Here is a 24,595-nt window from a genome sequence, read left to right on the forward strand (position 1 = left end):
AGTTGATAAGCCGGGCGCGTGGAGCGAACGTCCGATCACAAGGACGATGCAACTCGACCCAAGGAGCCACCACGATGACCACCCGCCTGAACCCGATCACCACCCCGCGCCACGAACTCCGCGCCGAGAAGGCCCGGCGCAACAAGGAAGCCGCGCTCGCGGCCTTCATCGGCAAGAAGGCCGAGATCGACGAGATGCTCGCCCGACTGCAGGCGCTCAGCGACGACCACTTCAACGCCCACCCCGACGAGGTGAACTGGGGCCATGTCGGCACCCTCGAACACTACGCCAGCCTCCTGAAGCGCATAACCGACAGCGCCTTCGGCGAGGGCGAGCACGCCCGCTGATTTCCGGTCCAGCCGGAACTCCCGCCGCGCGCCCTGCGCGGCTCGGGGTCGTAGAAGGCGCCGCATGTCGCGGGCCAAAATACGGAGACGACCCCATGACCAAGCTTTCCGACACCCAGCTCGTGATCCTCAGCGCCGCCGCGCAGCGCGAGGACCGCAACGTCCTGCCGCTTCCCGGCTCGCTCCGCGGCGGCGCCGCCGCCAAGGTCGTCAGCGCGCTTCTCTCCCGCGGACTGATCGCAGAGACCGGGACCGACAGCCAGACCAAGGCCGACGCCGCGCTCAACCGCTTCTGGCGCAACGACGAGGACGGCCGCGCCATCCTCCTGCACATCACGGACGCGGGCTTCGCTGCCATCGGCGTAGAGCCGGAGAGCGGCGACAGCGCGCCCACGGGCGTCGACGAGGCGCCGAGCGCGGAGCCCCCGAAAGACGCTCCTGCGGAGGCCGACCCCGCGCCCAAGGCGCGCACACCGCGCACGGGCACGAAGCAGGCGAAACTGATCGAGATGCTCCGCGCCGAGGGCGGCGCGACCATCGACGAGATCGTCGCCAAAACGGGATGGCAGGCGCACACCGTGAGAGGCGCCATGTCCGGCGCGCTGAAGAAGAAGCTGGGCCTTACGATCACCTCCGAGAAGATCGACGGACGCGGCCGCGTCTACGCCATAAGCGGCTGACACCTCCCGCGGCACCGAACTCCATGCCGCCGCTCAACGCTGGGCGGCGGTCATTCATTCCACGCTCCGCATCCGGATCGCTTCGAACAGCCGCCTCAGCAGGTAGCCACGCGCCAGCGAGACGCCGACGAAGGCGAGGCCGATGGTCAGATGCTCCGCGAGGCCCGTTTCTATCCCGAACCACGGGAACACCACGATCTGCGTGGCGATGGCCAACACGTAGCCGACGACAACGTTTGCCGCGGCCTCGATCATCGACATGGTCCGGCTCTGCTTCATCTCAGGCTCTCCAGAAATGCCGCTACGAACTCCGCCGCGAGCGGCGGCACGATCGCATTGCCGTAGCCCCGCAGGAGCCCCATGCGGCCGGATATCCCATCAGCCAGCGGGAATGTTCCGGGCTCAACGGGCCGCCATTTCCCATCCCGGCAGAGGAGCCAGTCCGGAGCTCGCCAGACACCGTCCGTCGCATTGGTCCCGGCGGGGTCGGCGCCTTCGACCAGTCGACCAGCTTCACCGTCCTGCGACTCGCATCCGTGTTGCCCGCCGCGTTGTACGCAGCCGTCGCGGGCGAGCCCGCCATTGACGTCGGCCAGCCCGCCAGCCAGACCTGCCGGCCGAGGAGTGCGTTGATCGGCACCGCCCGGCATTCCGATCCGTCCTTGTGATCCCGCGCCGAGGCTGTCGCCCAGCCCGCCCGGCTCCAGTGCGACGGCGCCGAAGAACAGGCGCTGGCGGATGTGCGGCGCGCCGATGCCCGCAGCCGGCAGATCGGCCGCCGCGACGGCGTAAGATGCCGCTTCCAGGTCAGCCGCCAGAGCGTCGAACCACGCCCAGCCAGCCGGATCCTCAGCCGGTGTTCGAGCCGTGCGGCCAACCGGTCCGAGCACTCCCGCGCTTGCAACCTGCTCGCCGAAGACGAGCTCCGGGCGGCAGGCTGCGACGAGCCGCAGAAAGGCCGGAGCGAGGTGGCGGTCATCGTCCTGTCCTTTGCGCTGGCCGGCAACACTGAACGGCTGGCAGGGCGGAGAGCCGGTCCAGACGGACAGGTCCTCGCCAAGGCCCGCGAGGCGGAGCGCAAAAGGCCAGCCGCCGATCCCGGCGAAGAAATGACATTGTGCGAAACCGCGCAGGTCGGCGGGCTCCACCTCGAGGATGGAGCGCTCGTCCACGTCGCCATCCGGCAGCAGCCTGGCCGCGATCAGCTCCCGCAGCCATGCGCAGGCCGCGGGATCGGCATCATTGTAGTAGACGGCCATCAGGCGGCGGCATCGGCCTTGTCGCCCAGCCGCTCGGCCTTCACCTCGGCGAAGGTCCGTCCGTCACTGTCGAGGACCGCATCGCGGCCGGTTTCCGTCTGCCAGCGCTCCACGGCGACATCGACATAGGCAGGGCTGATCTCCATCGCGAAGACACGGCGGCCGTTGGCCTCGCCGGCCATAATCTGCGAACCCGATCCCGAGAACGGCTCGTAGCAGAGCCCGCCGCGCGCGACGTGCTGGCGCATCGGGATGCCGAAGGCGTCGAGCGGTTTGGGCGTCGGGTGGTCGGGCCGCTCGTCCTTGGCAAAGCTGGGCATCTCCCAGGTCGACGGCAGCGTCTGCTCCGCCACCTTTGGCGGGCGGTTCGGACGCCGCCAGCCCATGAAACAGGGCTCGTGTTTCCAGAGGTAGTGGGAGCGGGTGAGAACACCGCGGTCCTTAACCCAGATGATCTGCTGGTGGACGAAGGCGCCGGCCTTTTCCCAGCAGGCTTCCAGCATCGCCTGGCGGCGGGACGCGTGCCAGCAATACCAGGCGGCATCGTCGGTGATCGCCTCGGCGACCGCAGCGGCGATGAACCCGTCGTAGAGGTCCGCCCCCTGCGAACTGTCGTCCCAGGTCGTGCCGTAGGATGCGGACCAGTCCTTGTTGCGGGTCGGGTGGTTCGAGCCGTCATAGTCGACGAGATAGGGCGGGTCGGTCGCAAACAGGATCGCGCGCTCGCCATTCATCAGGCGGCGCACATCGTCGTGGCTTGTGCTGTCGCCGCAAAGTAGCCGGTGGTCGCCGAGGATCCACAGATCGCCGGTGCGCGAGGCCGGGTTGCGCGGCGGCTCGGGGATGGTCACCGGAGGCACGGAGCCCCCGGCGCCACCCTCTTCTTCACCGCCCCCGTCCGGGTCGAAAGCCAGCAGCTTGTCCAGCTCGCCGTCGGAGAAGCCGACCAGCGACAGGTCGTAGTCGTCCGCAAGCAGGTCCTGCAGCTCGACCGAGAGAAGCGCCTCGTCCCAGCTGCCGAGTTCCGTGAGCTTGTTGTCGGCGATGCGATAGGCCCGCCGCTGCGCCTCGGTCAGGTGCCCGAGCACGATCACCGGCGCCTCGGTCAGACCGAGTTGTGTCGCCGCCAGCACCCGCCCGTGACCCGCGATCAGCTCGCCGTCCTCACCGACGAGGCACGGCACGGTCCAGCCGAACTCGGCCATGCTGGCGGCGATCTTCGCGACCTGGTCGGCCCCGTGCACCTTCGCGTTCTTCGCGTAAGGCTGCAGGCGCGCAAGCGGCCAGGTCTCGATCCGCTCGGGGGCGAAGCTCAGGGTCATGGGCGGGTGGTTTCCGTCGATGAGGTGGATGCCGGCCGGACTCCGGACACCGGATGCCGCGCTGGACTCCACACGGGGTCCAGCGGCGTCGGTGGCATCCGGCCCTAAGGCCAGCATTCATTGGGGTTGGTGCGAGGTCAGTTGGATCCGGCTTCCGGGTGGCTTCCCAAAAATCCGGCCCTGTCGCTGGCGAAATATCGCGCCAAGCCCGCCAGCATACATAGTCGCCAGGAAGGAACCATTGGTTTCAATGGGTTGGCGGCATGGGCGCCGGCTGGATGCCGGGCTGGACCCGGGAGTCCACATGCGCGGTCCGTCCCGCGCGCGCCTCTCCCGAGTATATCCGTTTTCTAACCCGGGAGAGCCGTTTTTGTCTTAGCGAAAACTGTCCGCCGGACACTTTCCTATTGCGCCCATGGGCTTACGCGCCAGCGGCCAGCGCGATCACCTTGCGCTTTGATAGGCTGCGATTGAACGACCGCCTGTTGAGCGTCAGCGCAATTACCGAAAGCCCGTATTGCCAGTGCTGATGCGCTGCGGAGCGCCGCAGACCGACCGCCCAGCAGATCTCCTTCCAGCGCTCGCCATGCGCCTTCATCCAGACGATCTTGCCGTCGAGTGGTTCGAGGCAGGCCGTCCAGGTCAGCGTCTCCTCCATCCGGCTGATGTCCTGCGGCGAGGGCAGCACGCGCATCGGTTTCGGCTCCTGGCCGACCTTGTCGCCGAAGCTGTGGACGATCTCGGGCCATGTGCTGAAGTATCCCTGCCGCCGCGGCTCGGGCATCCGCTTCAAGACGAGGGCCGCAACGGCGAGCCGCTCCTCGACCATTGCCGGGGTCCAGTCCGTCATCGCCGCACCTCCTGTTCCGAGGGGCGCGCGCCGTAGAGGCGCTCGCCGAGTTGCCGTACCAGTTCCCGCTCAGGCCAAGTAAGTCTCTGGTCGTCAAGCGAAACTGCGAACACGCCTTGTTCCTTCCAGCCTTCGCGCTTGACCTGTTCGGTGTCTCGGCGATGGCCGCCGTAGCCCTTGGGATACCACCTCATTGGATGCCTCCCTTCGTCTCCAGCGCCCAGAACAGGATGGCGATGGCATCGGCCTCGTTGTCGTCGGCCGGGCTGAACCCGCGGGCCCGGGCAGCCGCGATCATGGCATCCTTGTTCGCGTTGCCCTTGCCGGTGGCGAAGCGCTTGATCGTGCCGACGGGCACACCCTCGTAGGGCACGCCGCGCAGCTCGGCCCAGGAGGTGAGCGTGGCCATCAGCCCGCCATAGACATGCGCGGCGTTCGTGCCGGCATGGCGGCGGACCTCCTCGAACCAGATCGCGGCGATGGGACCGGAGAGCCGATCCAGCTCACCCAGCCAGTTGGTGAAGCGCAGGTAGCGCATGCCACCGCCGTCGAAGCGACCGGGACGGAAAGACACCGTGCCGGAGGTGATCAGCCCGTCGGCGCCATGCAGCGCCCACCCCGTGGTGGTGCCGAGATCGAGCGCGAGCAAGGTGCGATCGGCACGATGCGCGACAGGCAGATCGGGGATTGCCTCATGTGCGCTGGTGGCGAGAGTCAGGTCAGCCATGGGTGGTCTCCTTTTCTGGTTGGCTGCTCGGGTGGAAGACGACGGCGGCCTGGTGCTTGGCGGTACGGGGTCGCCGTCGTCGGATCGGGTGGTTCGGGCGAGGACGGGCCACGCGCGCGAAACCCCAGGGGGTGGGGATGGGAGAACCCGCCTGCGGCGTTCTCTCCCACCCCCGTAGGGGGTGGGTTCACCCCCAAAACTGGAAATCTGCATCAACCCACTGACAGGAAATGGGTTTTCCAGTTTGGATAGGTCACCTTCAGCATGTCCGGCCGAAACTGGTTGCAGCGTAGCCGTCGCGGTCCGAGCGCATTTCTGCAGGGCCAGTTTCGGAAGCGGGCCGAAACTGGCCGCCGCGGGCGTTTGCGGGAGTCCGCGAAGCGATGGCGAGGCAGTTTCGGAAAGGCCCCGCATCTGGTTCAAACTGGCCCCTGCGCAATTCTGCGCGAAGCGATCCATTGGGGCGATCATGGCCGTTCCCCCTCCGGATAGACCCATACATGCGGGTTCTCGACCTCAAGGAGCGCCCCGGTCTGGGGTGATTTGTAGTGGGTGGGCAGCACTGCGATGCTGGCTGGAGTGACCTCGCCGGTGGCCGGATTGACCTCCTCGCCGTCCGTGGGCATAACCATCCCCTCGACGCAGAGGTACCCGAAGCGCGAACGCGACGGCCCGAGGCCATAGGGAGCGCCGTCGCGGATGAACTTGATTGCGCCCTTGGTGGCCTGCACCGCGATCCGGTCGCGGATCGAGTCCTTGCCGCCCAGACCGGCCTTGTTCTCGAAGGCTTCGGCGAACTGGTTGATGGTGTAGAGGCGCCCCTCGGCCGCCTCGTCGAGGAGGAGGGAAAGGATCACGTCCCGCTTGCGATCACGCTCCGCGTCGTATTTGGCGCCGACCTCCGCACGCACCAGCCTCTCGTTCATCGGATTGATCTCGACCCATTCGCCATCCAGCTTGTCGACGAGCTTCGCGGGCAGCGCGGGGCCGTTTCTGAGCTCAATTTCCAGCCGCCTCTGGGTCGAGTCCTCCTCGGGTCGGTGCAGGATCAGGCCGGTAGTGTAGAAGCCTCGGAGCGCGCTGGCGCCCGAGAGCGCCAGGAACGGATCCTCCTTCACCTGGTGCTTCGAGAGCTTCTTGGTGTGGTGGACGAGGATCACGCCGCAGTCCGGATTGACGTGGTCGCGGAGCACCTCGACCCGGTCCTTGAGGAAGAACATCATGGCGGCGTTGTCATTCTCGCCGCCGCCGTCGGGGCCGCCGTCGAAGAGGTTCCGGATGGGATCGATGCAGAGGATGTCGAGGGCTGCGTCGGGGAACGCGGCCTTGATCGCCTCTACCACGCGGGCGCTGCCCTCGGCATCGAGCAGCATCCGCAGTTTCGGCGTGACGATCAGGTTGTCGCGCGCGGCAGCGATCAGCTCGGGCGGCAGGCCGATCTGCTGCATGCGCTCGCGCAGGTAGTGGTACTGGATCTCGGCCTGCAGGTAGAAGATCCGGAGCGGCCGTGGCGGGGTGAAGCCGAGGAAAGGCACGCCCGCCGCCATGTGCACGAGCAGTGCGATCAGCAGGTCGCTCTTGCCCACCTTGGGCGCGCCTCCCAGCACGAGGAGCCCGCCTGGGGTCAGCACGCGGGGACCGATGATGTCGTCCGGCATAGGGCTCGTGTCGTCGAGCAGCGCGCCCAGTGTGAAGGTGGGCAGGTCGGTCTGCGCCGGCGTCGCACTGTCGAGGCGGATCAGCGGCGGCCCGTGCCGCTTGATGTGCAGCTCCCACAGCCGGTTCGTCTCGCGCTTCAGCCGGTCGAGCGGCCAGGAGGGGCGCAGCATCGCGGCGTTGTAGCCGCAGATCGCCGTCCAGCCCTCGTCCATCGAGATCCGACCCTCGTGGACCAGCCGCAGGAAATAGCCGATGGCCGCCGAGGCTCCCTCGAAACGGGACCAGTTATCCGCGCCGCCCTCGTGCACCGGGGTCATCAGCACATCGTCGATGGCTGGCTTCTCGCGAGGCTCGGCCGTGGCCATGCCGACGCCGGGCATGGGCGGCATGTCGGCGACGCGCTCGGCCATCTCGGCGAGATCAACCTCAAGCTCGGTCGCCTCCCGGATCTGCACGAGCCGGGTGAGCCCGCCCTTGTGATAGACCGTGCCTGGCACCCGGATCGGCTGGTGCGCCGAGCGGAAATGCGTGTCGCCGCCGACCTTCAGCGCGATCTCGCCGCGCAGCTGGCAGAGTCGGTCGAGATCAAGGCCCTCCGCAGGCTCGGTCAGCTTCCACCAGACATGGAGCTTCGTCGCGCCCTCGGGCGTCCGCCCGCCGCTCTCGACGATCAGGGTCGGCCGACCGAGATGGTGGACGAGGTGATCGAGCTTGGCGGCGATGTCGCCCGAGTCGAGATCCACAACGAGGCTTTGCATCTGCAGGACGTCAGCGGCGCGGGCCTGGCCCGTCTCCGCCACCGTGCCGGGGATGACATAGACCGCAGCGCCCTCGCGTGCGGCCCACCCGGCGAAGGTGGCGAGCTTCTCAAGCGCGTTGTCGTCCGCGTCGATCCAGATGTTGTGGGGGCGGCCGTCCTTGCCCTGACCCTTGTCGACGAAACCGCGGACCGGGATCAGGCCCTCTGAGTAGCCGAAGACCACGTCGACGAAGCGGGCGATCTGGCCCGCTTCCGGCTCGACGGCGAAGGGATCGTCCAGTGGCGCCGCGTCGTTGAAATCCCGCCAGGGATTGAAGTGGATGATGTTGTCGTCGCTCATGCCGGCAGCCCCCAGCAGCGCTCCGCCCACGAGCAGAAGCGGCATTCGAAGAAGTCGCGGTTCTGGGCCACGCGCGGCAGCAGCTCGCCCGCGTCGGTGGCCCGCAGGATCCGCACGCCGCGGTCGGACATGCGCTGCGCGAGGTCGGCGTCGAAGGGCACGAACTCGTGGTGCAGCTCGGCCGTGTCCTTGTTGATCGCTGTGAAGAGCGCGGGGTTAGCGCTGATACCCGGCACAGTCGCTTCCATGTAGGCTTGGTAGAGCGCGATCTGCGCGGCATAGACGGGCTTGGCGACGGTCACGCCCTTGGTCACCGTCTCGCGCCAGTTCTTCGCGTTCATCGTCTTGCATTCCCAGAGCGCCGGGGCGCGCAGCCCCAGTGCCGCCGGGGCCTCGGAGACGATCCCGTCGACATGGCCGCGGATGCGCCCGCCCGCGACGGAAAAGCCGAACTGGCCGCCGTCCCGCTTCTGGGTCACCAGATCGAGCCCCGCCGCCCGCAGCCAGCGGATGGCGAGATCCTCGAGTTCATGCCCGATCGCGAAGATCCGGAGCGACCGGCCGGAGAAGTCCTGGCCCTTGTCCTTCGGCGCGCCCGCGAACTCGAACTGCAGCGCGCGCTCGCAGGCATGGCCCAGCCGGGATGCGCCGAGATAGTCGCGCGGCGGCGTAGTAGCGCGCTCAGCTTCGAGGGCGGCGTCCACGGCAGCATTGATGCGCTCGGCGATGCCGGGGCGGTGATTGTAGTCCAGCATCAGAACGGGATCTCCGACTGGCTCGCGATCTCGGCCATCTCGGCACGGAACGCCTCGACGGTGGTGACGATCAGCCGATGCATGTCGTTCTGGGTCAGCTGTCCCAGCGGCCGGTCCCAGCCGATCCGCTCCATCTCGGGGGCGAGCGCGCGCATGACGGCGGGCAGCGCCTGGGTTTCCTCCTCGGTGAAATCGACCATGCTCAGTCCTCTTTTTGCGTTGCGGGTGAAGGCCGCCTGGCAGCCCATGGAGCAAAACCAGCGGCGGGTGCGGGTTGGGCGCGGCCGGTGGGGATCGAACCAGCCGAAGCCGCGGGTGCGCGCGGTGCAGACGGCGCAGAGCACCGGGCGCGGATGCCAGAGGCGATCACGGCCCGGTCGATCCGGAGCCGCTGCGGGCGGGGATGGGACTTGCGCGACATGGTTCACGCCGCCCTCCGCTCGGGCGCGGCCGACATGACGAGCCGCCGGATGTCGCGCCGGTTGAACTGGAAGGTGATCAGCGCCGAGGCGCGGTATCGGGTGAGCCCGTAATCCTGCCGCTGGGCGGGCGAGAGATACTGGAGCTGTTTCTCGGTCGGCGCCTGGCCCAGCCAGCGCCGCGACTTGAAGGCGCTCTCGTCGCTCTCGTGTTCGTTCAACCAGTCGTCGGCCTGCGCCAGGCAGACGGTGCGCTCGCCCACGCCGAGGAGGCGCGTCCGCTCGTTCTTTCCACCTCCCACGGCATGCCAGCGGCCCTCGAGGAAGAACACGCCGCCCCAGGCATTGAAGCCGCTCGCCATGAGCGCGGACTCGTCGTCGAACAGATCCTCCCAGGCGAAGCTGGAACGCTTCAGGAGGTCGATCTCGGACATGACCACGCTGTCGAGCGGCGGCGCCCCGTCGCTCAGGAACTCGTATCCGCAGATCGGGCATTGGCGGGCTGCGAGCGGGACCGTCGCCTCGCATTCCGGGCAGGTCTTCGTCGGCGCGTCGCACGGTGTGGGATCGCGGCCGTCGAGATCGACGTCCTGCTCCAGCGTGCCATGCGTCAGGCTCGAGATCCCGAAATCCAGCACGATGCAGTCGGTCTTGACGATGCCGGGATGCTCGGCGGGATCGACCGTGCGCAAGCCGCGCCCGACCATCTGGATCATGGTGGACTTGCAGGAGCTCGGACGCAGCAGCACCACGCAGGAGGTGGGCGGGTGATCCCAGCCTTCGGTCAGCACCGCCACGTTGACGACGACCTGGATTTCGCCGGCAGCATAGGCTGAGAGGATCCGGCGGCGCGTCTCGGAGCCCAGATCGCCGTGGATGACGCCGGCGGGGATCCCGTGGCCATTGAAGGCTTCGGCAACATTCTCGGCGTGGGCGACCGTCGAGCAGAAGACCACGGTCTGCCGGTCGCCGGCCTTCTCGCGCCAGTGCCGGATGACCTCGGCCGTGATCGGCGCGCGGTTCATGATCTCCGCAACCGCGCCCATGTCGTAGTCGGACGCGGTCTTTCGGACGGCACGCAGCTTCTCCTGCACGCCCACATCGATCACGAAGGTGCGCGGCGGCACGAGGTGACCAGACGCGATCAGTTCGGCCAGCGTGACCTGGTCGCCGACATTGTCGAAAACCTCGCGCAGCCCTTTCCGGTCGCCGCGGTTGGGCGTCGCCGTGACGCCGAAGATCCGCGCATCGGGATTGGCGTCGCGCACCCGATCGATGATCCGACGATAGCTGTCGGCCACCGCGTGATGCGCCTCGTCGATCACCAGCAGATCGAGCGTGGGCATCGCCTTCAGGCTCGCCGAGCGCGACAGCGTCGGCGCCATGGCGAAGGTGACCTGGCCGGCCCACGACTTCGAGCCGGCATCGAACACGGACGTGGTCACCTCCGGATTGATCCGGGCGAACTTCGCGCGGTTCTGACCGGTCAGCTCGTCGCGATGGGCGAGAACGCAGGCCTTGGCCTCCGTCTCCTCCACCAGATTCCCGGTGACCGCGGACAGCATGATCGTCTTGCCCGCGCCCGTGGGCGCGACGCCGAGCGTGTTGCCGTGCTTCGAGAGCGCAGCGAGGCTGCGCTCCACGAAGACTTTCTGGCGGGGACGCAGCCGCATCGGACGCCCCTCACTGCGCCCAGGCCGGGCGGCCGGGAGCCGCCGGAGCGGTGGGCTGCGGTGCCGCCGCCGGCTGCGGCGCGGGCTGCGATGGCGGCTGATAGCCGTGGCCGGCCGTGCCCATGACCTGCGCATACTCGCGATGGTCGGGCGTGACTGCGGCACGGATCTCGTTCTTGTCCTCGCCCATCGCATCGGAGCCGATGTCGATGCGGGCCACAAACTCGAGCCCGTCCAGATCGGCGAAGCCGTTGATCCGACGCGCAGCCTGCGCCTCGGGTGAGGTGTCCTTGTCCGAGATCCCGCGCGCCGAGTTGAGCATGCCGCGGACGAGGCTGCGGCCCATGTTGGCCCAATCCGGCCCCTTGGGGCTGTGCAGCCCGATCAGTGTGAAGATCTTGCGCCGGGCATAGGGGCCCTCGAGCACGGTGAACTCGCCGTTGAGATACACAGCACCGGTGGAGCCCCGGGTGGCATAGCCCCCGGTCCAACCCTGCGAGGCGTCGTCGAAGCCGCCGGGACGGATGACGAGGCGCACCTTGGCGAGCGTACCCTTGGGGATGAGGTTCGTGTTGGACTGGGCGTCGTTGAAATCGTTCCAGAGACCGGTCATGGCTGGGGTCCTTTCAGTTGGTGGGATCGGATTGAGGGGTCGCGGCGGGCGCCGGGATGCGCGGCGCATCCGTCACGAGAGGGCGCGCATCGATCGGCAGCGGCTGGCGGATCTTCTCGATGAGCTGGCCGAGATGCGGCGGCTCGAGCAGGTCAAGACGGCCGGAGCGGTCCTTGGCCGGGTAGCCCCAGCTGTTCTGCGTGTGGCAGACGAAGACCCGCTGCTGTACGCCTTTGTCGTCGGGCAGCGAGGTGAGCGTCAGCACCTCGTCGACGATGCCGGGAAGCTCGAGCCCGGTCTTCGATCCGTCGATCTGCGGGACGAAGATCTTGCGATTGAAGTCGTCGAATTTCTCGTCGAGGATCCCGACGAAGATCACGTTCTTCGCTCGCGTGTGCTGGAGGTGGGTGAGCCAGGCGATCATCTCTCGCCCGTGCAGCCCGTAGGCCCCACGGATGTCCGGCTTGCCGGTCTTGTCCGAATGCGCCTCCGGCTGGCCCTTGCACCACTGGAAGCAGAGCCGACCCGCCACGGTGATCGAGTCGATGAACACCGTGTCGTACTTCTCCAGCACCTTCGGATCGCCGTACTTCTGGCAGATCGCCTGGTAGTGGTCCTTGCTGTAGGGCTGGTCCTTGCGCAGCGCAGGGTTCGGGCCGCCGATGAACACCGCGAAGTCACGGCATTCCCGCCAGGTGCGCGGGCGGATCGTGTCGATTGCCAGCCCCTCGATGGCGAGATCGCCGGCCTCGAGGTCGAAAAACAGCGAGGTGGTCGAATTGAGCGTGCGCAGGAGCGTGGTCTTGCCGATGCCCGGAGGTCCGAAGATGGCGGCCTTCACGCCGCGCACCTCGGCCAGCCGCTCGTCGGCGGTGATGATTGGGAGGCTCATGCATCGCCTCCCTGCGGCCGGATCTCGACCTTCAGCGCGCCGGTCTTCACGGTCCGCGCCGGCTCGAAGCCCTGACGGATCGCATCGGGCCAGGCCGCGTATTTGCGCTCGGGCACCTTGAAGGCGATGTCGACATATTCGGCCGGGTCGTCCCCGGCGGCGCGGATCCGCTCAACCATGGCGGCGAGCTGGGACTGGTCCCACTCGACGCGTTTCGGCAGATCGGCGACCACCGTGAAATCGCCGTCGTCGAAGCGGACAGTACCGGTATCCTTGGCTTGCGCCTGCCGTTCTTCGGCGGCGCGGGTGGCGTAGCGGACGGTCAGCGCGGCATCGAGCCGGGTCTTGGCGGCCTTGTCGCGTTTCAGGCACTCGTCGATTTCGCGCTGGAGGATGGCCAGCAGTTCGACGGGCAGCGCGGCGATCTCCTGCGGGCTGAGGCCCGGCAAGTCATCGGGCGTAGGGGTGTTGTCGGGAAAGGGCATTGGGGTCTCCGGAATGGGGGATGGGGATCAGGCGGCCTCGAGCAGGCGCATCGAGAGCGCCGCGCCGGGCGGGCCGGGCTTCGGGCGGGCGACGGCGATGTAGGCGAAGGCGTCGGGGCCGAGCCGCGACTGCACGAGATGGACGAGGTTGTGCTCGGCCGCGCGCCTCGCGGCGGCTGCCACGAGCTGCAGCGTGCGTTGGCGTTCCGCCGGCAGCTTCGAGATGACCGACGTGACATCGACGGCGAGGAAGCCGCGGTGATAGACCAGCGCCTCGCCGGGCTCGGCCTGTGCGATCCAGGCGGCAAGTCCGATCTCGTCGAGCGCCGGGCCGTTCGCACCGTGCAGCGGCACGACCTCGGCCTCGGTGATGGGCGACAGGCGTCCCATCAGGCCGCTCCCGCGCGCGGCTGGGTGTCCATGGTGTGCTGGAGCTGGTCGCGCTCGAAGGCGACGATGTCCTCGAGCCGGTAGACGACCCGTCCACCGATCTTCATGTAGGCCGGGCCTTCACCCGCCCACCGCCAGCGCTCCAGCGTGCGATGCGAGATCGTCCAGCGCCGTGCGAGTTCCTTCTGGTTCAGGCAATGCTTCTGCTGCATCGGCTCTCTCCGTTTGCGTGTGCTTCGGAGAGAGATTGCGAAATCCCGCTATGGGATGTCGTCAGGATCGCAGGGGGATGCGGAGGGGGATGGATATGGCCTTGCAGGACAGGCTCGGACGGCTTCCTGGGGGATCGTCATCCCCCTCCATCCCCCAGCCGATCCCACACCGAGCGCGATCCGGGACCATGCGCGCGGGACGAGAAACGAGTCAGTCGATGTACAGCCGGTAGCCGCCACGGCGGTCGGAGCGGATCAGCTGCCGCCAGTCCTTCTGCGACTTGAAGACGTCGGCCATCCGTAGACTCTTCGAGCCCGCCGACGACAGGATGGCCTTGCCGCTCTGCCACGCCTCGCCGCGCTGCGCGGCCTCGTGCAGGGCGCGGACGACCTGCGCCTGGATCGGGCCGAGCCGGAACCGGTAGCCGTTGCAGCGCACCTCCTGGTAGTCGGCCGAGGCGATGAAGGTGCTCTCCTCCATCGCCGAGCCGCCCGAGGAGAAGCCGGACTGAAGCTCGAAACGATCGCGTTCCTCGCGCCTTAAAAGCAGATCCCCGATCATGACGAAGACCGGCTTGGCATCGCCATGGAGCGACGCATAGTCCGCGCGTGGCGTGCGAAACTCGCGGACATGGAGCTCGCCGCAACGGAACAGCTGGAAGACGTCACAGGCGTGCAGGTCGAGCAGCCCGCTGAAGGGCTTCTGCTCCCACGGCACGCGGAACCGCTCGCCGTTCTGGCCTTCCTCGTAGTCGCCGAACTCGACCGGCTCGCCGAAGACCCGCACCGACAGCCGGAGCTTGTCGTTCTCGGCAAGGTAGACGAGGTCCGTCTCGGAGATCCGCCAGCGCTCGAGCACCTCGGGGAGCGTGAAATACAGCTTGTCGATGTGCACGCGCCCCTCCGATTCCCATGTCCGATGTTTACCTTCTGTTCTTATTCGCTTGACGGCCGCCGATCAATCCGATTTTATCCTATTTCATCCACAGATGGGTGGGGAAACATGAACGAGCATCACACGCTTGCCGACCGTCTCAGGGCCCGGGCCAACCAGCTCGGCCTCAGCCCCGCCCACGTCGCCGAGATGGCCGGCGTGAACCGCTCCTTCGTCTACGACATCCTGCGCGGACGATCATCCCGCCCCGGCATTGACCGGCTGGCCGAGGTCGCCCGCGTGCTCAAGGTCGACCGCGACTGGCTGATCCACGGCATTGGCGATGTAGAGGGCACACCGCCCTTCATCGAGAACCCGGACGAGGCTTTCGTCTCGATCGCGCATGCGAGCCCCCGCCCGTCGATGGGCGGCGGCGCGGTGGTCGAGGAGCATGACGATCCCGCCGGCCGCGCCTACCACTTCCGCCGCTCCTGGATCCGCCACAGCCTCAAGGCCAGCCCTTCCCAGCTGCGGATTATGCATGTGGAAGGCGACAGCATGGCGCCCACGCTGCTCGACGGAGACACGGTGCTCGTCGATATGGCGCGGCGTGCGCCCAACCCGCCCGGCATCTTCGTGCTGGACGACGGCATGGGGCTGGTGGCCAAGCGGCTCGAGCACATCCCGAACAGCGACCCGCCCGCCGTTCGCGTCATTTCGGACAACGGTTTCTACAGCCCCTACGAGCGAACGGCCGACGAAATTCACATCGTCGGCCGCATCCGTTGGTTCGCAAGGGAGATCTGAGGTGATCGGGCTCCGCCACACCCGATATACCGCAACAGCTTCAGAAAGTTCTAAGCAGTTTGCCGCAGAAATGTTCGCAATACTGGCAGTGCGACCTTCGGTGTGCAACTGTTATCCACAGCATCGGAGGACCTGAAATGGCCCAAAAATCTGAAATCGAATGGACCGACGCTACATGGAATCCTGTAACGGGTTGCACGAAGGTCGGTGCAGGCTGCGACAACTGCTATGCGGAGCGGTTTGCGGAGCGTTGGCGGGGCATTGCCGGCCACCCCTACGAGCAAGGTTTTGACCTCCGCCTGTGGCCCTCGCGGCTTGACCAACCCGCGCGTTGGAAAAAACCTCGCATGATCTTTGTGAACTCAATGAGCGACTTGTTTCATAAGGATATCGACCGCTCCTACATCGATCAGGTATTCGACGCGATGGAAGCCGCCAATTGGCATGTGTACCAAGTCTTGACGAAGCGATCATCATTGATGCGTGACTACGTCAAAAAGCGCTACGGCGAAGACTTGGTTCCAGCGCATATCTGGCTCGGCGTATCGGTGGAGAATGCGGCGCATAAATCCCGAATAGAGCACCTTCGACAGATTAGTTCGGTTGCAAGATTCATTTCGTTTGAACCACTATTGGGACCGATCGGTGACATAGATTTAACTGGGGTTGCGTGGGCGATCGTTGGCGGAGAAAGCGGCCCCAGAGCAAGGCCGATGCAAGCAGACTGGGCCACCGAACTCCGGATCGCTTGCGAACATTTTGGAGTAGCGTTCTTCTTCAAGCAGTGGGGGGGAGCGCGGCCTAAGTCTGGTGGGCGCCTCCTCGAAGGAGAAGAATGGAATGGATTTCCTTGGAAGATTGTGCCGGAATCGATTATCGCGGAGCTTAAGGCTGCATGAATTCGCCAAATCCACTTTACGCTGGTCGAGAGCAGACTTACATAAAACATGCATTCTTGCGTCGATATCTTGAGACTTTAGCAGTCAAAGTACTCTACGGCGGCTGGGACGCATTCAACTACGTTGATGGCTTTGCAGGACCGTGGAATATTCGCGACGAAGAGGGCTGTTCAGACTCATCGTTTGGAGTGGCGATTGAGCTGCTAGAGACTGTTCGCAAGTTTGTTGAACAACGCCGACCTGGCGCTCGGCTCAAGGTGCGCTTTTGCCTTTGCGAGAAAGATCCAGCGGCAGTAATTCGGCTCCGCAGTTACGCTGAACGAAACAAGCACTTCGAGATCCACGTTTTCGACGGTGAATTTGAGGATAACTTAGAGAAGATCTCCGCTTGTATTCCAGATGGCTTCACATTCACATTCATTGACCCAACAAACTGGGTGGTTCGCATAGAAGATGTCTGCAGCTTTCTAAAGGGTCGAACCGGAGAGTTCCTATTCAACTTCATGACCGAGGAGGTCAGCAGACATTCGGTGAATCCCAAAGTAGCGCATCAATTCGGCGAGTTCGTTGGCGATCCCAATTGGCAAGACACGGCCCAGCAATTACCTGATGGCTTGAAAGGCGAGTTGAAGGTTCTTCACCTTCTTAAGGAAACTCTCCGATCAAGGGGCGTTGCAGTCTATCTTCCAGATTTTTCTATTCTCAAGCCATTGGTTAATCGAGAAAAGATGCGTCTGATGCTTGGGACGAACAGAGCTGACGGTGTCAAGCTGTTTCGGGACGTACATGGCACAGTTGAGCGCGCGGAATTCAAGGCGCGACGTGAGGCCAAATCCAACCACACCAACCAGGACCAGCTCTTCTCCGCGGACGACTATGCGCTGCACGAACAAGGGCAGCGAGGAATAGGTTGTAAACGCTATCAGATTTCGTCCGAACGACACATTTCCGAAGTCTTGCACGAGAGATCAGAGGTCGAGTTTTCGACACTGGCACTGGAGGTCATGGAGCGTTTCCCGATGCGCGAGACCCATGTCAAGGACCTCTGCAAGGACATGAAGGCTCGAGGACGTCTTGACTTCGATTTGGCGCCGAACGCTAAGAAACCCAGTAACGGGACGTTGATAAAGGCGCAGCACGGATGAGTGATCCCAGCAAATGGCTGCAAGCTAACGTACCCGAATGGCTCCAACTCGAAATCAAAGAGCGTCGGGTCATTCGCGATTTTCCAGTTTTGTGGGCTCTCTTTGAGCTTCATGCGACAGGTCAAAACGGCCAGCGGCCAGACGCCAGCCCGCCCCGAATATGTGAAGCTGTTGAACAGTTAGTCGCGCCACCAGCTGTTCAAGGCGAACTGGCAAGCGCCCGTTTACACTTTGCTGAGCGTTATTTCCGGAACGGAGACCCGACACATGCATGGCACGTCCTTAATGTGGGCGGCCATTACGCGGTTCGTGTCCAGACTGGGTTAACAGCGGAGGACGCCGGCAATCATCAGGTGCTTGTTGCCTTGCTTTTGGTGATCAATCGGCTTCGCAACAATTACTTGCATGGCGAGAAAGCCAGATATGGTTTCCAGGACCAGTACCTGAACTTCCGACACGCGAATAACGTACTGATGAAGGTCATAAACCTATGGCCAAGACCCGCATGATCTATAGTTGGACGGCTCCTTGGTTTACACGGGGTCGGATCCGATGGGTTTCCTGCCACTACGCCCCACTACGACAACCCTCTGTTTTCACTTGAATTCCTTTGCCGCTCGCGGCGAACACGGAGCAAACCGCCTCAGGAGGTTCGCTCCCCATGCCAGACGACATCACTTTCGCGCCGCCCGCCGAAACGCTCACCACGGATGAGCGGCTCGCGGAACTAGCCATTCTTCTCGCCAGCGCCATCGCGCGAACCAACCCAATGGAAACGAACGAGAATTCTCTGCTCGACGGAGACAGTTCGCTGGACATTCTCGCCCTCAGACGCCGTCGTCGGAGACAGGTTCGCAAACGAGTTGGAGACGACACATGAGGAAAAGCAAAAGGAAATCAGGCGCGAAGGCCGCTCCCGTAGGCCAGGCCGAGAGGATCGACGTCCTGACCGAACTGGCGGCGCTGAAGACAATGACGGTGCCCGAACTGCAGGAGAAGTGGCAGGCCATCTTCGGCGAGCGCGCGCCCAACGCCAGCCGCGGCAACCTCGAGCTTCGGCTCGGCTACCGCGTCCAGGAACTGGCCCATGGCGGACTGCGCCGCGAGACGCGCCGCACGCTTGATGCGCTGGCCGACGAGGTCATGAGCGGCAAGCTCGGCGGCCTCATGGCGGACCCGCGCAAGCCCGCGCCCGGCACGAAGCTGGTCCGCGAGTGGGGCGGCGAGGAGCACATGGTCACCGTTCTGGCGGACGGCTTCGAATGGCAGGGCCGGCGCTTCAAGTCGCTCTCGGCCACCGTCCGCGCGATCACCGGCGCGCACTGGAATGGCTGGCGTTTCTTTGGGCTCGATCAGACCGGAGGCGCCCAATGACCAGAAACACCCAGACCGAACCGGCGCGCCGCCTGCGTTGCGCCATCTACACCCGGAAGTCGAGCGAGGAAGGGCTCGACATGGAGTTCAACAGCCTCGACGCGCAGCGGGAGGCTTGTGAGGCCTACATCGCCAGCCAGCGCGCCGAGGGCTGGGCCTGCCTGCGCGAGCGCTATGACGACGGCGGCGTCTCGGGCGGCACGCTGGACCGCCCGGCGCTGAAACAGCTGATCGCCGATGTCGAGGACGGGCTGATCGACGTGGTCGTGGTCTACAAGATCGACCGCCTCAGCCGCGCGCTCATGGACTTCTCGAAACTCGTCGAGATCTTCGACCGCCACGGCGTCACCTTCGTCTCCGTGACGCAGTCCTTCAACACGACGACATCCATGGGACGGCTGACGCTGAACATCCTGCTCAGCTTCGCCCAGTTCGAGCGCGAGGTGATCGGTGAGAGGATCCGCGACAAGGTCGCCGCCTCGAAGAAGAAGGGCATGTGGATGGGCGGCTACGTGCCGCTCGGCTACGACGTGGTCGACCGCAAGCTGATCGTGAACGAGGCCGAGGCCACGCAGGTCCGAACCATGTTCGAGCTCTTCGCGCGGTCGGATTCCACCGCTGCCGTGATCCGGGAGCTGAACGCGCGCGCCATCCGCTCGAAGCGCGGCCGGCCAATCGACCGCGGGGCGCTCTACAAGCTGCTGCACAACCGCATCTACCGCGGCGAGATCACCCATAAGGGCGAGACCTATCCCGGCATGCACGAGCCCATCGTCGATGCGGAGTTGTGGGACGCCGCCCACGCCGTGCTGGCCGGAAACCGGAACCAGCGGGCCGGACGCACCCGGAGCACCGAACCGGCGCTACTGCGCGGGCTGATCTTCACCGAGACCGGCGCCGCGATGACCCCGCACCACACTAAGAAGGGGAACAGGCGGTACTGCTACTACGTCTCGATGGACGTAATCCAGAAGCGGCCGACGGCCGAGCTGCGCGGGCCCCAGCGGCTCCCCGCGGCCATGGTCGAGGACGCGGTCATCGGCGAGATCCGGCGGCTGCTGCGCACGCCGGAGATCATGGCCCGGACCGCCCGCGCGCTGAAGAAGGAGCGGCCCGACCTCGACGAGGGCTCCGTGACCACGGCGCTCACGCAGTTCGACGATCTGTGGAAGGCGCTGATCCCGGCCGAACAGGCGCGCGTCGTCCAGCTGCTAGTGGCGCGCGTGACGGTGGGCGAGGATGGGCTCGACATCGACCTGCGCCACGACGGCCTCGGCGCGCTGGCGAGCCTGATGGCGCCCGCGCGGGAGGACGCCGCCTGATGCCCGCGAACGAGACGATCCGCGTCCACATCCCGCTCACGGTCCGCAAGCGCGGCGGCCGGCCTCGTATCCTGCCCCCGAAAGACATCGAGGCGTCGGATCCGCCGCCGGGACAGGATCCGCGCGTGCTGCGCGCCATCGGCCGGGCATGGGCATGGCGGCAGCGCATGGAGTGCGGTGATATCACCACCATCGCCGATCTCGCCGCCGAGGAAGGCCTCTCCGACCGCTACGTCAGCCGACTTCTGCGCCTCGCATGGCTGTCGCCGGACGTTCTCGAGCGACTGGTCGTGCGCCGCGAGCCCTGCGCGATCAGCCTCTACGACCTGTGCTTCGTCGCCTCCTTCCCGTGGGATGAGCAGCCAGCGCGGGTGTTCGACTGATGCCAGCCATGGCACAAGGCGCCAACCAGTTGCGCTCGTGCCGCGTTCGTCGGCGTACAAGAGGTCTATTCAGCGCTTTCCTCGCTATCGCCCTCTGTACTGGACGAATGCTTAATGGCAATGGTCACGGTCTTGCCTGTTTCCAGTACCCTCCGGACAATCTCGCCAAGCACCGCAGATTGCTCAATCGAGGTGCCAACCCAAGATCCGGCGACGAGTGCCACAAACTCCGAGTTGTTGATGCGACGGCCCACGTTCTGAAAAGTGAGTACTTTGCCACCACGCTTTCCGGAAAAACAACCCGCGGCATCAGCTCGCTTCCACAGGTCGAGTGGCAAGTAAATACCTTTGAAAAGGCCCTTATCGTCCGGGTTGAAGATGACGCGCGGGCAGAACTTTAGAAAGAACGGGTTGTCGGAGAAACGGAATCCTTCGGGTTTTTGGCCACTAGGAAGCTTTCTGAGTTCGGCGAGCAGGCTCTCCATGCGTTCGATCTCCCCGCAGAACTGGTCCTTGGCTTGCCAGCGAAACTCCACTTCATCGTCGCGTTTTTCCATTGCTTTGTATTGAACCAGTACGAAGCTGCGGTATGCCTCGTTGAAATAAACGAGATCAGCGCCAGTTTGTTGTTCCAGCGGCAGGCGATTAGCCATAATCACCGTCAGCCTTTTCGACGGATCCTGCTCGCTTTCAAAAACCTTCGAACCATAGTGAGTCGTCTCCCCGATCGCTTCGAAACCTGGGAAAGTCGAGAAATCTGCAAGCAGCATTGCGTCTTCGCGGACCTGCGCGCCTGGCAGGCCATCTAGGAATGATCGCGTTTGATCATCGGTCGGGGTCCACGCCAGTAGATCGTCCCGCGAAAACCCTGCAATCTCGAGTGCGAGGCCGAGCGACTCCTTTTGATAGGCAAGGTTTTCACGTGCACTCGGCTGAAGGCGTCGCAGAGCCTGCGCCCGACGCTCAGAGTAACGCGCGAGTCGTGGGTTAACGGTCGTGTCCAAGTCAGTGATGCGATCAACAAAGGCGCCCAGCGACTTCGGAGGGAGTAGGCCGCCCGCTTTGAGACGTTGCTTGACGTGCCTGGCGACGCGAGCGCTCATGCCATCAAGGATTTCGTTAAAGCCCACATGCCGTTCCAGCGGTTTAAGGTCTTCGAGATTGAGACGCACAAGCCCGGTGCCGGCAGACTGGCCTTTCTTCCCGTCAGCGATGTGGGTAATATGGCCATCCTCGAACGACGCAAACACGGCTAGTGGTGCGCGACGGCTATGATCGAAACGAGGAACAGGCTCCGAAATAAAGGGCTTTGAACGATAGAACGAGCTCCCGTGCTCGGCCTCGTCGAGAAGCAACTCCCTTCTGTCCTTCGGCACGTGAAGAATGTAACCGCCCGCCGACACCAAAATCAGTTTCCTTCCTTAATGCTTAAACGACCTTCAACGGTGTAACACCGCGACGAGCCGCTGATTCTTCTTCATCGTATCTTTCTATCGAATGGACCAACCAGCGCGGGGGGTCGACTGATCATCAGTTGAAGCTGGACTGAAAAGACGTCGCGGTCAGCGATACATGCGCATCGATTGGCGGGTAAAGCTCGAACGCCCTCGGCTCGCGCGAGAAGTTCCACATCCGAAACAGACACCACTCCGCCCGCCGTTCGTCGGCAACGGCCAGCTCGTTGCGCGTGATGTGGAAAGGCGTGCGCTCCCAACCGTTCGTCGTCTTCACCTCGATCAGGCGAGGCCGGCCGTCCGGCGCGTAGCTGGCGATGTCATAGCCCGCTCCATCGCCGTCCTCTTCCGAGACCCAGCGGACCTTGCGCGCCAGATCATCCCGTCCCACGGCCTTCAGCGTGGCATGCTCGTGCGCAAGCACACGTTCCTCGCCGGCACGGCCGAGGGCGCGATTGCGCTCGTCCCGGCCCGCCACGTCGAACTTCCTCGCGATGTGCAGCATCTGGTCGAGATCTTGCGGCGGAGGCTGGTTGGAGAGCGTGGGCGGAGGACCGATCCAGACCTGCGCCGCCTCGCGCATGCCGTCCGCGGGCCGCTTGCCTGGCAACCGGCCGAGCCAATCCGGATGCAGGTCCAGCCACCGCGCCACCGCGTCGACTAACGTCATCTGGAAATTGAATGCGGGCTTGTAGCCGGGGATCCAGTCCTCGCCGAGACCCTTCAGCACCGCGCTGATGTTCTGGTGCTTGAACTCGACCGATCCCTCCGACCGATCGTTCAGCAGAGGCAGGAGGGCCCGGCGATGCTCGGCTTTGCTGTAGCGGCGCCCGGCGATGTCGTCGGCCAGCATCGCGAAGTAATCCGCGACGATCAGGTCGTTTTCTTCATCGGTCCAGGGGCCACTCGCCATGCCGCCAGGCTAGAGGCGCGATGTGCGTTTGTCATCAATGGCTTCGTCGAGCCCGTCGCCCGATTGATCCGCCAACGCTACGCGCCGTTCTGCCAGCGCACCTATCGGCTACGCCTCCTGCATGTTCGGTCTCTGTTTCGGTCGATAGCGATGGAAACAGGGCGCGCAGTTTTGGCGGTGTTGCAAGTCAGGTCACTGGAAAGACGCGGAAAATTTCGACCGACCCGAAATCGGCGCGGTTCGCCCGACCTGAGACGAGGGGCTATTCAGAGACGGAAATCGCACCGCACCCGCGTCTCGGCGGTTCGCACCCACCCGGCAAACCCCTTTGAAAACAGGAGAAATTGCACCTCGGACGGGCGGCCTGAACGGGTTCGCTATGGTGATGGTGGCGGAGAGAGAGTCCGCCGCTCCGCCTTCCAGCCTCTTCCCGACACTTCCGATAACCTCATATAAAATAGTGCAAATCTTCTTGCGCGTTCCGATACCTTCCGGCATATTCCCATAAATTACGGGGGACAGGAAGGGGGACAGAATTGCCGACGCAGTCTAAGAAGCATCCGGAAAAAGCACTGTCGGCCGCCTTCGTCCGCACGGTGACGGAACCTGGCAAATACTTCGACGGGCACGGGCTGTTTCTTCGGGTCGAACCAAGTGGCTCAAAGCGGTGGGTTCAGCGGATCTCCATTAGAGGGAAGCGCCGGGAAATTGGTTTGGGCAGCCTGTCGCTCGTCCCCTTGCAAAAGGCGCGCGAGGAAGCCCTAGAAAACCGTAGGCTGGCGCGCGCTGGCGGCGACCCACTTCGGGCGCGACAGGAGACGCAAGCCGTGCTCACGTTCGAGGAAGCCACCCGGAAAGTGCACGAGATGCACCGGCCTTCGTGGCGCAATGCGAAACACGCGGCCCAATTCCTCTCGACCTTGGAGACATACGCCTTCCCCAAAATGGGCAGCATTCGCGTTTCCGAAATCACTACCGCCGACGTGCTTTCTGTTCTCACACCGATCTGGCTGGCCAAACCCGAAACCGCGCGGCGGGTACGGCAACGCATAGGCACCGTTATGAAGTGGGCGGTGGCTCAAGGGTGGCGGCAAGACAACCCCGCCGAGGCCATCGCACAGGCTTTGCCGCGTCAGGACAAGAAACCCAAGCATCGCCGCGCCCTGCCCTATCAGGACGTTCCTGCGTTCCTCAAGAAGCTTCACGCGTCAGGCGCTGGGCCTGCAACCAAGCTTGCCCTTGAGTTCCTGATACTGACGGCAAGCCGCTCGGGGGAAGTCCGGTTAGCCCAGTGGGAAGAAATCGACCTTGAGAAGGCGGAGTGGTCAATTCCAGCCGAGCGCATGAAAGCGAACCGGGCGCACCGAGTTCCGCTCTCGGAGAGAGCGTTGGCCATTCTGAGGGAAGCCCAGCGCCTCGCAGACGGATCGGGGCTCGTGTTCCCCGGCACCCGCCACGGAAAGCCGCTCAGTGATATGACGCTATCCAAGCTGACCCGCGAGCTAGGTTTTCCAGTCGACGTGCACGGCTTTCGTACATCGTTCAAGACGTGGGCTCAGGAGCGCACCAGCTTTCCGACAGAGGTCAGCGAAGCGGCGTTGGCGCACGTCATCAAGAACAAAGCGGAAGCCGCGTATGCTCGCTCAGACTTGTTTGAGAAGCGCAGAGACTTGATGGCGAACTGGGCAATCTATGTCGAAGCCGCGCCCTCCGTTGTCGTCCGGATTGGCAAAGCCACCTGATTCGCCCCGGAAGCGGTTGCGTGCCACCGCTCAGCTAGCTCAGTCTCCCCGAGCAAACCTGAGCAAGTGGAAAATGCACCTCTCGGAACTCAAGTCTCTGAACTTCATGGAAATTTTAGGAAACACCGGGTTTTCCCCGATATTCCATGCCTAGGATAACCTGAACATGTAGTATCGAAGAATCACCGGCATTACAGCCACGTGCCGGTGAGGTCGCCGCCAGCTTGCCGGCAAAAGCGGCGACCTCGGTGAGAAGTCTCTCCTCTCACCTTCAATGTGGCACAAACGTTGAGGGATTC

General features: G+C 64.5%; 29 protein-coding genes. 11 read left to right on the forward strand and 18 right to left on the reverse strand.

Annotated elements, in window-relative coordinates; translation table 11 throughout:
- Window positions 1–74: 74 nt before the first annotated feature.
- Window positions 75–347: a hypothetical protein gene (locus ACW9UR_RS06925; protein WP_458916225.1), complete on the forward strand. Its 273-nt coding sequence runs from the start codon at window positions 75–77 to the stop codon at window positions 345–347.
- Between the two features lie 95 nt (window positions 348–442).
- Window positions 443–1,027: a DUF3489 domain-containing protein gene (locus tag ACW9UR_RS06930; RefSeq protein WP_458916226.1), complete on the forward strand. Its 585-nt coding sequence runs from the start codon at window positions 443–445 to the stop codon at window positions 1,025–1,027.
- 54 nt (window positions 1,028–1,081) lie between these two features.
- Here ACW9UR_RS06930 and ACW9UR_RS06935 read toward each other — a convergent pair whose 3' ends face one another.
- The 16 genes from ACW9UR_RS06935 to ACW9UR_RS07010 all read right to left on the reverse strand — a co-directional run bounded on the left by ACW9UR_RS06935 (window position 1,082) and on the right by ACW9UR_RS07010 (window position 14,278).
- Window positions 1,082–1,306, reverse strand: a complete 225-nt coding sequence (locus ACW9UR_RS06935) for a DUF7220 family protein (RefSeq protein WP_458916227.1) — start codon at window positions 1,304–1,306, stop codon at window positions 1,082–1,084.
- The gene (locus ACW9UR_RS06940; RefSeq protein ID WP_458916228.1) at window positions 1,303–2,286 is read right to left on the reverse strand and encodes a DNA cytosine methyltransferase; all 984 of its coding nucleotides are present in this window, start codon (window positions 2,284–2,286) and stop codon (window positions 1,303–1,305) included. The genes ACW9UR_RS06935 and ACW9UR_RS06940 overlap by 4 nt, the downstream gene beginning before the upstream one ends.
- Window positions 2,286–3,608 carry a site-specific DNA-methyltransferase gene (locus ACW9UR_RS06945; RefSeq protein ID WP_458916229.1) on the reverse strand — a complete coding sequence of 441 codons (1,323 nt, stop codon included), beginning with the start codon at window positions 3,606–3,608 and terminating at the stop codon, window positions 2,286–2,288. The genes ACW9UR_RS06940 and ACW9UR_RS06945 overlap by 1 nt, the downstream gene beginning before the upstream one ends.
- 421 nt (window positions 3,609–4,029) lie before the next feature.
- Entirely contained in the window at window positions 4,030–4,458 is a 429-nt protein-coding gene (locus tag ACW9UR_RS06950; RefSeq protein WP_093359575.1) for a DUF6362 family protein, read from the reverse strand.
- Entirely contained in the window at window positions 4,455–4,652 is a 198-nt protein-coding gene (locus ACW9UR_RS06955; RefSeq protein WP_458916230.1) for a hypothetical protein, read from the reverse strand. The genes ACW9UR_RS06950 and ACW9UR_RS06955 overlap by 4 nt, the downstream gene beginning before the upstream one ends.
- Window positions 4,649–5,185 carry a crossover junction endodeoxyribonuclease RuvC gene (locus tag ACW9UR_RS06960; protein ID WP_458916231.1) on the reverse strand — a complete coding sequence of 179 codons (537 nt, stop codon included), beginning with the start codon at window positions 5,183–5,185 and terminating at the stop codon, window positions 4,649–4,651. Before ACW9UR_RS06960 ends, ACW9UR_RS06955 begins: the two co-directional genes overlap by 4 nt.
- 467 nt (window positions 5,186–5,652) lie before the next feature.
- Window positions 5,653–7,944: an AAA family ATPase gene (locus tag ACW9UR_RS06965; RefSeq protein ID WP_458916232.1), complete on the reverse strand. Its 2,292-nt coding sequence runs from the start codon at window positions 7,942–7,944 to the stop codon at window positions 5,653–5,655.
- Window positions 7,941–8,699, reverse strand: coding sequence for a PD-(D/E)XK nuclease family protein (locus ACW9UR_RS06970; protein WP_458916233.1), 759 nt, complete (start codon window positions 8,697–8,699; stop codon window positions 7,941–7,943). Before ACW9UR_RS06970 ends, ACW9UR_RS06965 begins: the two co-directional genes overlap by 4 nt.
- Window positions 8,699–8,899, reverse strand: a complete 201-nt coding sequence (locus tag ACW9UR_RS06975; RefSeq protein WP_043869444.1) for a DUF6511 domain-containing protein — start codon at window positions 8,897–8,899, stop codon at window positions 8,699–8,701. The genes ACW9UR_RS06970 and ACW9UR_RS06975 overlap by 1 nt, the downstream gene beginning before the upstream one ends.
- Before the next feature lie 224 nt (window positions 8,900–9,123).
- Window positions 9,124–10,791, reverse strand: a complete 1,668-nt coding sequence (locus ACW9UR_RS06980) for a DEAD/DEAH box helicase (RefSeq protein ID WP_458916234.1) — start codon at window positions 10,789–10,791, stop codon at window positions 9,124–9,126.
- Window positions 10,792–10,801: 10 nt separating this feature from the next.
- On the reverse strand, window positions 10,802–11,404 hold the full coding sequence (locus tag ACW9UR_RS06985) for a hypothetical protein (RefSeq protein WP_458916235.1): 603 nt from the start codon (window positions 11,402–11,404) through the stop codon (window positions 10,802–10,804).
- A gap of 13 nt (window positions 11,405–11,417) precedes the next feature.
- Window positions 11,418–12,296: an ATP-binding protein gene (locus tag ACW9UR_RS06990; protein ID WP_458916236.1), complete on the reverse strand. Its 879-nt coding sequence runs from the start codon at window positions 12,294–12,296 to the stop codon at window positions 11,418–11,420.
- Window positions 12,293–12,781 (reverse strand): hypothetical protein, encoded by a 489-nt coding sequence (locus ACW9UR_RS06995; protein WP_458916238.1) that lies wholly within the window; start codon window positions 12,779–12,781, stop codon window positions 12,293–12,295. The genes ACW9UR_RS06990 and ACW9UR_RS06995 overlap by 4 nt, the downstream gene beginning before the upstream one ends.
- Window positions 12,782–12,808: 27 nt before the next feature.
- The gene (locus tag ACW9UR_RS07000) at window positions 12,809–13,171 is read right to left on the reverse strand and encodes a hypothetical protein (RefSeq protein WP_458916239.1); all 363 of its coding nucleotides are present in this window, start codon (window positions 13,169–13,171) and stop codon (window positions 12,809–12,811) included.
- Window positions 13,171–13,383: a helix-turn-helix transcriptional regulator gene (locus ACW9UR_RS07005; protein WP_074219579.1), complete on the reverse strand. Its 213-nt coding sequence runs from the start codon at window positions 13,381–13,383 to the stop codon at window positions 13,171–13,173. Before ACW9UR_RS07005 ends, ACW9UR_RS07000 begins: the two co-directional genes overlap by 1 nt.
- 211 nt (window positions 13,384–13,594) lie before the next feature.
- Window positions 13,595–14,278, reverse strand: a complete 684-nt coding sequence (locus ACW9UR_RS07010) for a hypothetical protein (RefSeq protein ID WP_458916240.1) — start codon at window positions 14,276–14,278, stop codon at window positions 13,595–13,597.
- Between the two features lie 108 nt (window positions 14,279–14,386).
- Here ACW9UR_RS07010 and ACW9UR_RS07015 point away from each other — a divergent pair, with 108 nt between their 5' ends.
- The 8 genes from ACW9UR_RS07015 (at window position 14,387) to ACW9UR_RS07050 (ending at window position 20,187) form a co-directional block, all read left to right on the forward strand.
- Window positions 14,387–15,064 (forward strand): XRE family transcriptional regulator, encoded by a 678-nt coding sequence (locus ACW9UR_RS07015; RefSeq protein WP_458916241.1) that lies wholly within the window; start codon window positions 14,387–14,389, stop codon window positions 15,062–15,064.
- A 137-nt stretch (window positions 15,065–15,201) separates the two neighbouring features.
- Window positions 15,202–15,963 carry a DUF5131 family protein gene (locus ACW9UR_RS07020; RefSeq protein WP_458916242.1) on the forward strand — a complete coding sequence of 254 codons (762 nt, stop codon included), beginning with the start codon at window positions 15,202–15,204 and terminating at the stop codon, window positions 15,961–15,963.
- Window positions 15,960–17,108, forward strand: coding sequence for a three-Cys-motif partner protein TcmP (gene tcmP / locus ACW9UR_RS07025; RefSeq protein ID WP_458916243.1), 1,149 nt, complete (start codon window positions 15,960–15,962; stop codon window positions 17,106–17,108). Before ACW9UR_RS07020 ends, tcmP begins: the two co-directional genes overlap by 4 nt.
- Complete coding sequence (locus ACW9UR_RS07030) at window positions 17,105–17,617, forward strand: hypothetical protein (RefSeq protein ID WP_458916244.1); 513 nt, start codon at window positions 17,105–17,107, stop codon at window positions 17,615–17,617. The genes tcmP and ACW9UR_RS07030 overlap by 4 nt, the downstream gene beginning before the upstream one ends.
- Window positions 17,618–17,769: 152 nt before the next feature.
- A complete protein-coding gene (locus ACW9UR_RS07035; protein WP_458916245.1) occupies window positions 17,770–17,988 on the forward strand; it encodes a hypothetical protein in 219 nt (72 codons plus the stop codon).
- Window positions 17,985–18,482 (forward strand): DUF2924 domain-containing protein, encoded by a 498-nt coding sequence (locus tag ACW9UR_RS07040; protein WP_458916246.1) that lies wholly within the window; start codon window positions 17,985–17,987, stop codon window positions 18,480–18,482. The genes ACW9UR_RS07035 and ACW9UR_RS07040 overlap by 4 nt, the downstream gene beginning before the upstream one ends.
- Window positions 18,479–19,804: a recombinase family protein gene (locus tag ACW9UR_RS07045; protein ID WP_458916247.1), complete on the forward strand. Its 1,326-nt coding sequence runs from the start codon at window positions 18,479–18,481 to the stop codon at window positions 19,802–19,804. The genes ACW9UR_RS07040 and ACW9UR_RS07045 overlap by 4 nt, the downstream gene beginning before the upstream one ends.
- Window positions 19,804–20,187, forward strand: coding sequence for a hypothetical protein (locus ACW9UR_RS07050; protein WP_458916248.1), 384 nt, complete (start codon window positions 19,804–19,806; stop codon window positions 20,185–20,187). Before ACW9UR_RS07045 ends, ACW9UR_RS07050 begins: the two co-directional genes overlap by 1 nt.
- 65 nt (window positions 20,188–20,252) lie before the next feature.
- Here ACW9UR_RS07050 and ACW9UR_RS07055 read toward each other — a convergent pair whose 3' ends face one another.
- Together ACW9UR_RS07055 and ACW9UR_RS07060 are read right to left on the reverse strand one after the other, a co-directional pair.
- Window positions 20,253–21,542 (reverse strand): hypothetical protein, encoded by a 1,290-nt coding sequence (locus ACW9UR_RS07055; protein WP_458916249.1) that lies wholly within the window; start codon window positions 21,540–21,542, stop codon window positions 20,253–20,255.
- A 175-nt stretch (window positions 21,543–21,717) separates the two neighbouring features.
- Complete coding sequence (locus ACW9UR_RS07060) at window positions 21,718–22,554, reverse strand: protein NO VEIN domain-containing protein (protein WP_458916250.1); 837 nt, start codon at window positions 22,552–22,554, stop codon at window positions 21,718–21,720.
- Between the two features lie 536 nt (window positions 22,555–23,090).
- Between ACW9UR_RS07060 and ACW9UR_RS07065 the strand changes: the two genes are divergently transcribed.
- On the forward strand, window positions 23,091–24,296 hold the full coding sequence (locus ACW9UR_RS07065) for a tyrosine-type recombinase/integrase (RefSeq protein ID WP_458916251.1): 1,206 nt from the start codon (window positions 23,091–23,093) through the stop codon (window positions 24,294–24,296).
- Window positions 24,297–24,595: the final 299 nt, after the last annotated feature.

The organism is Halovulum sp. GXIMD14794, from assembly GCF_054457455.1.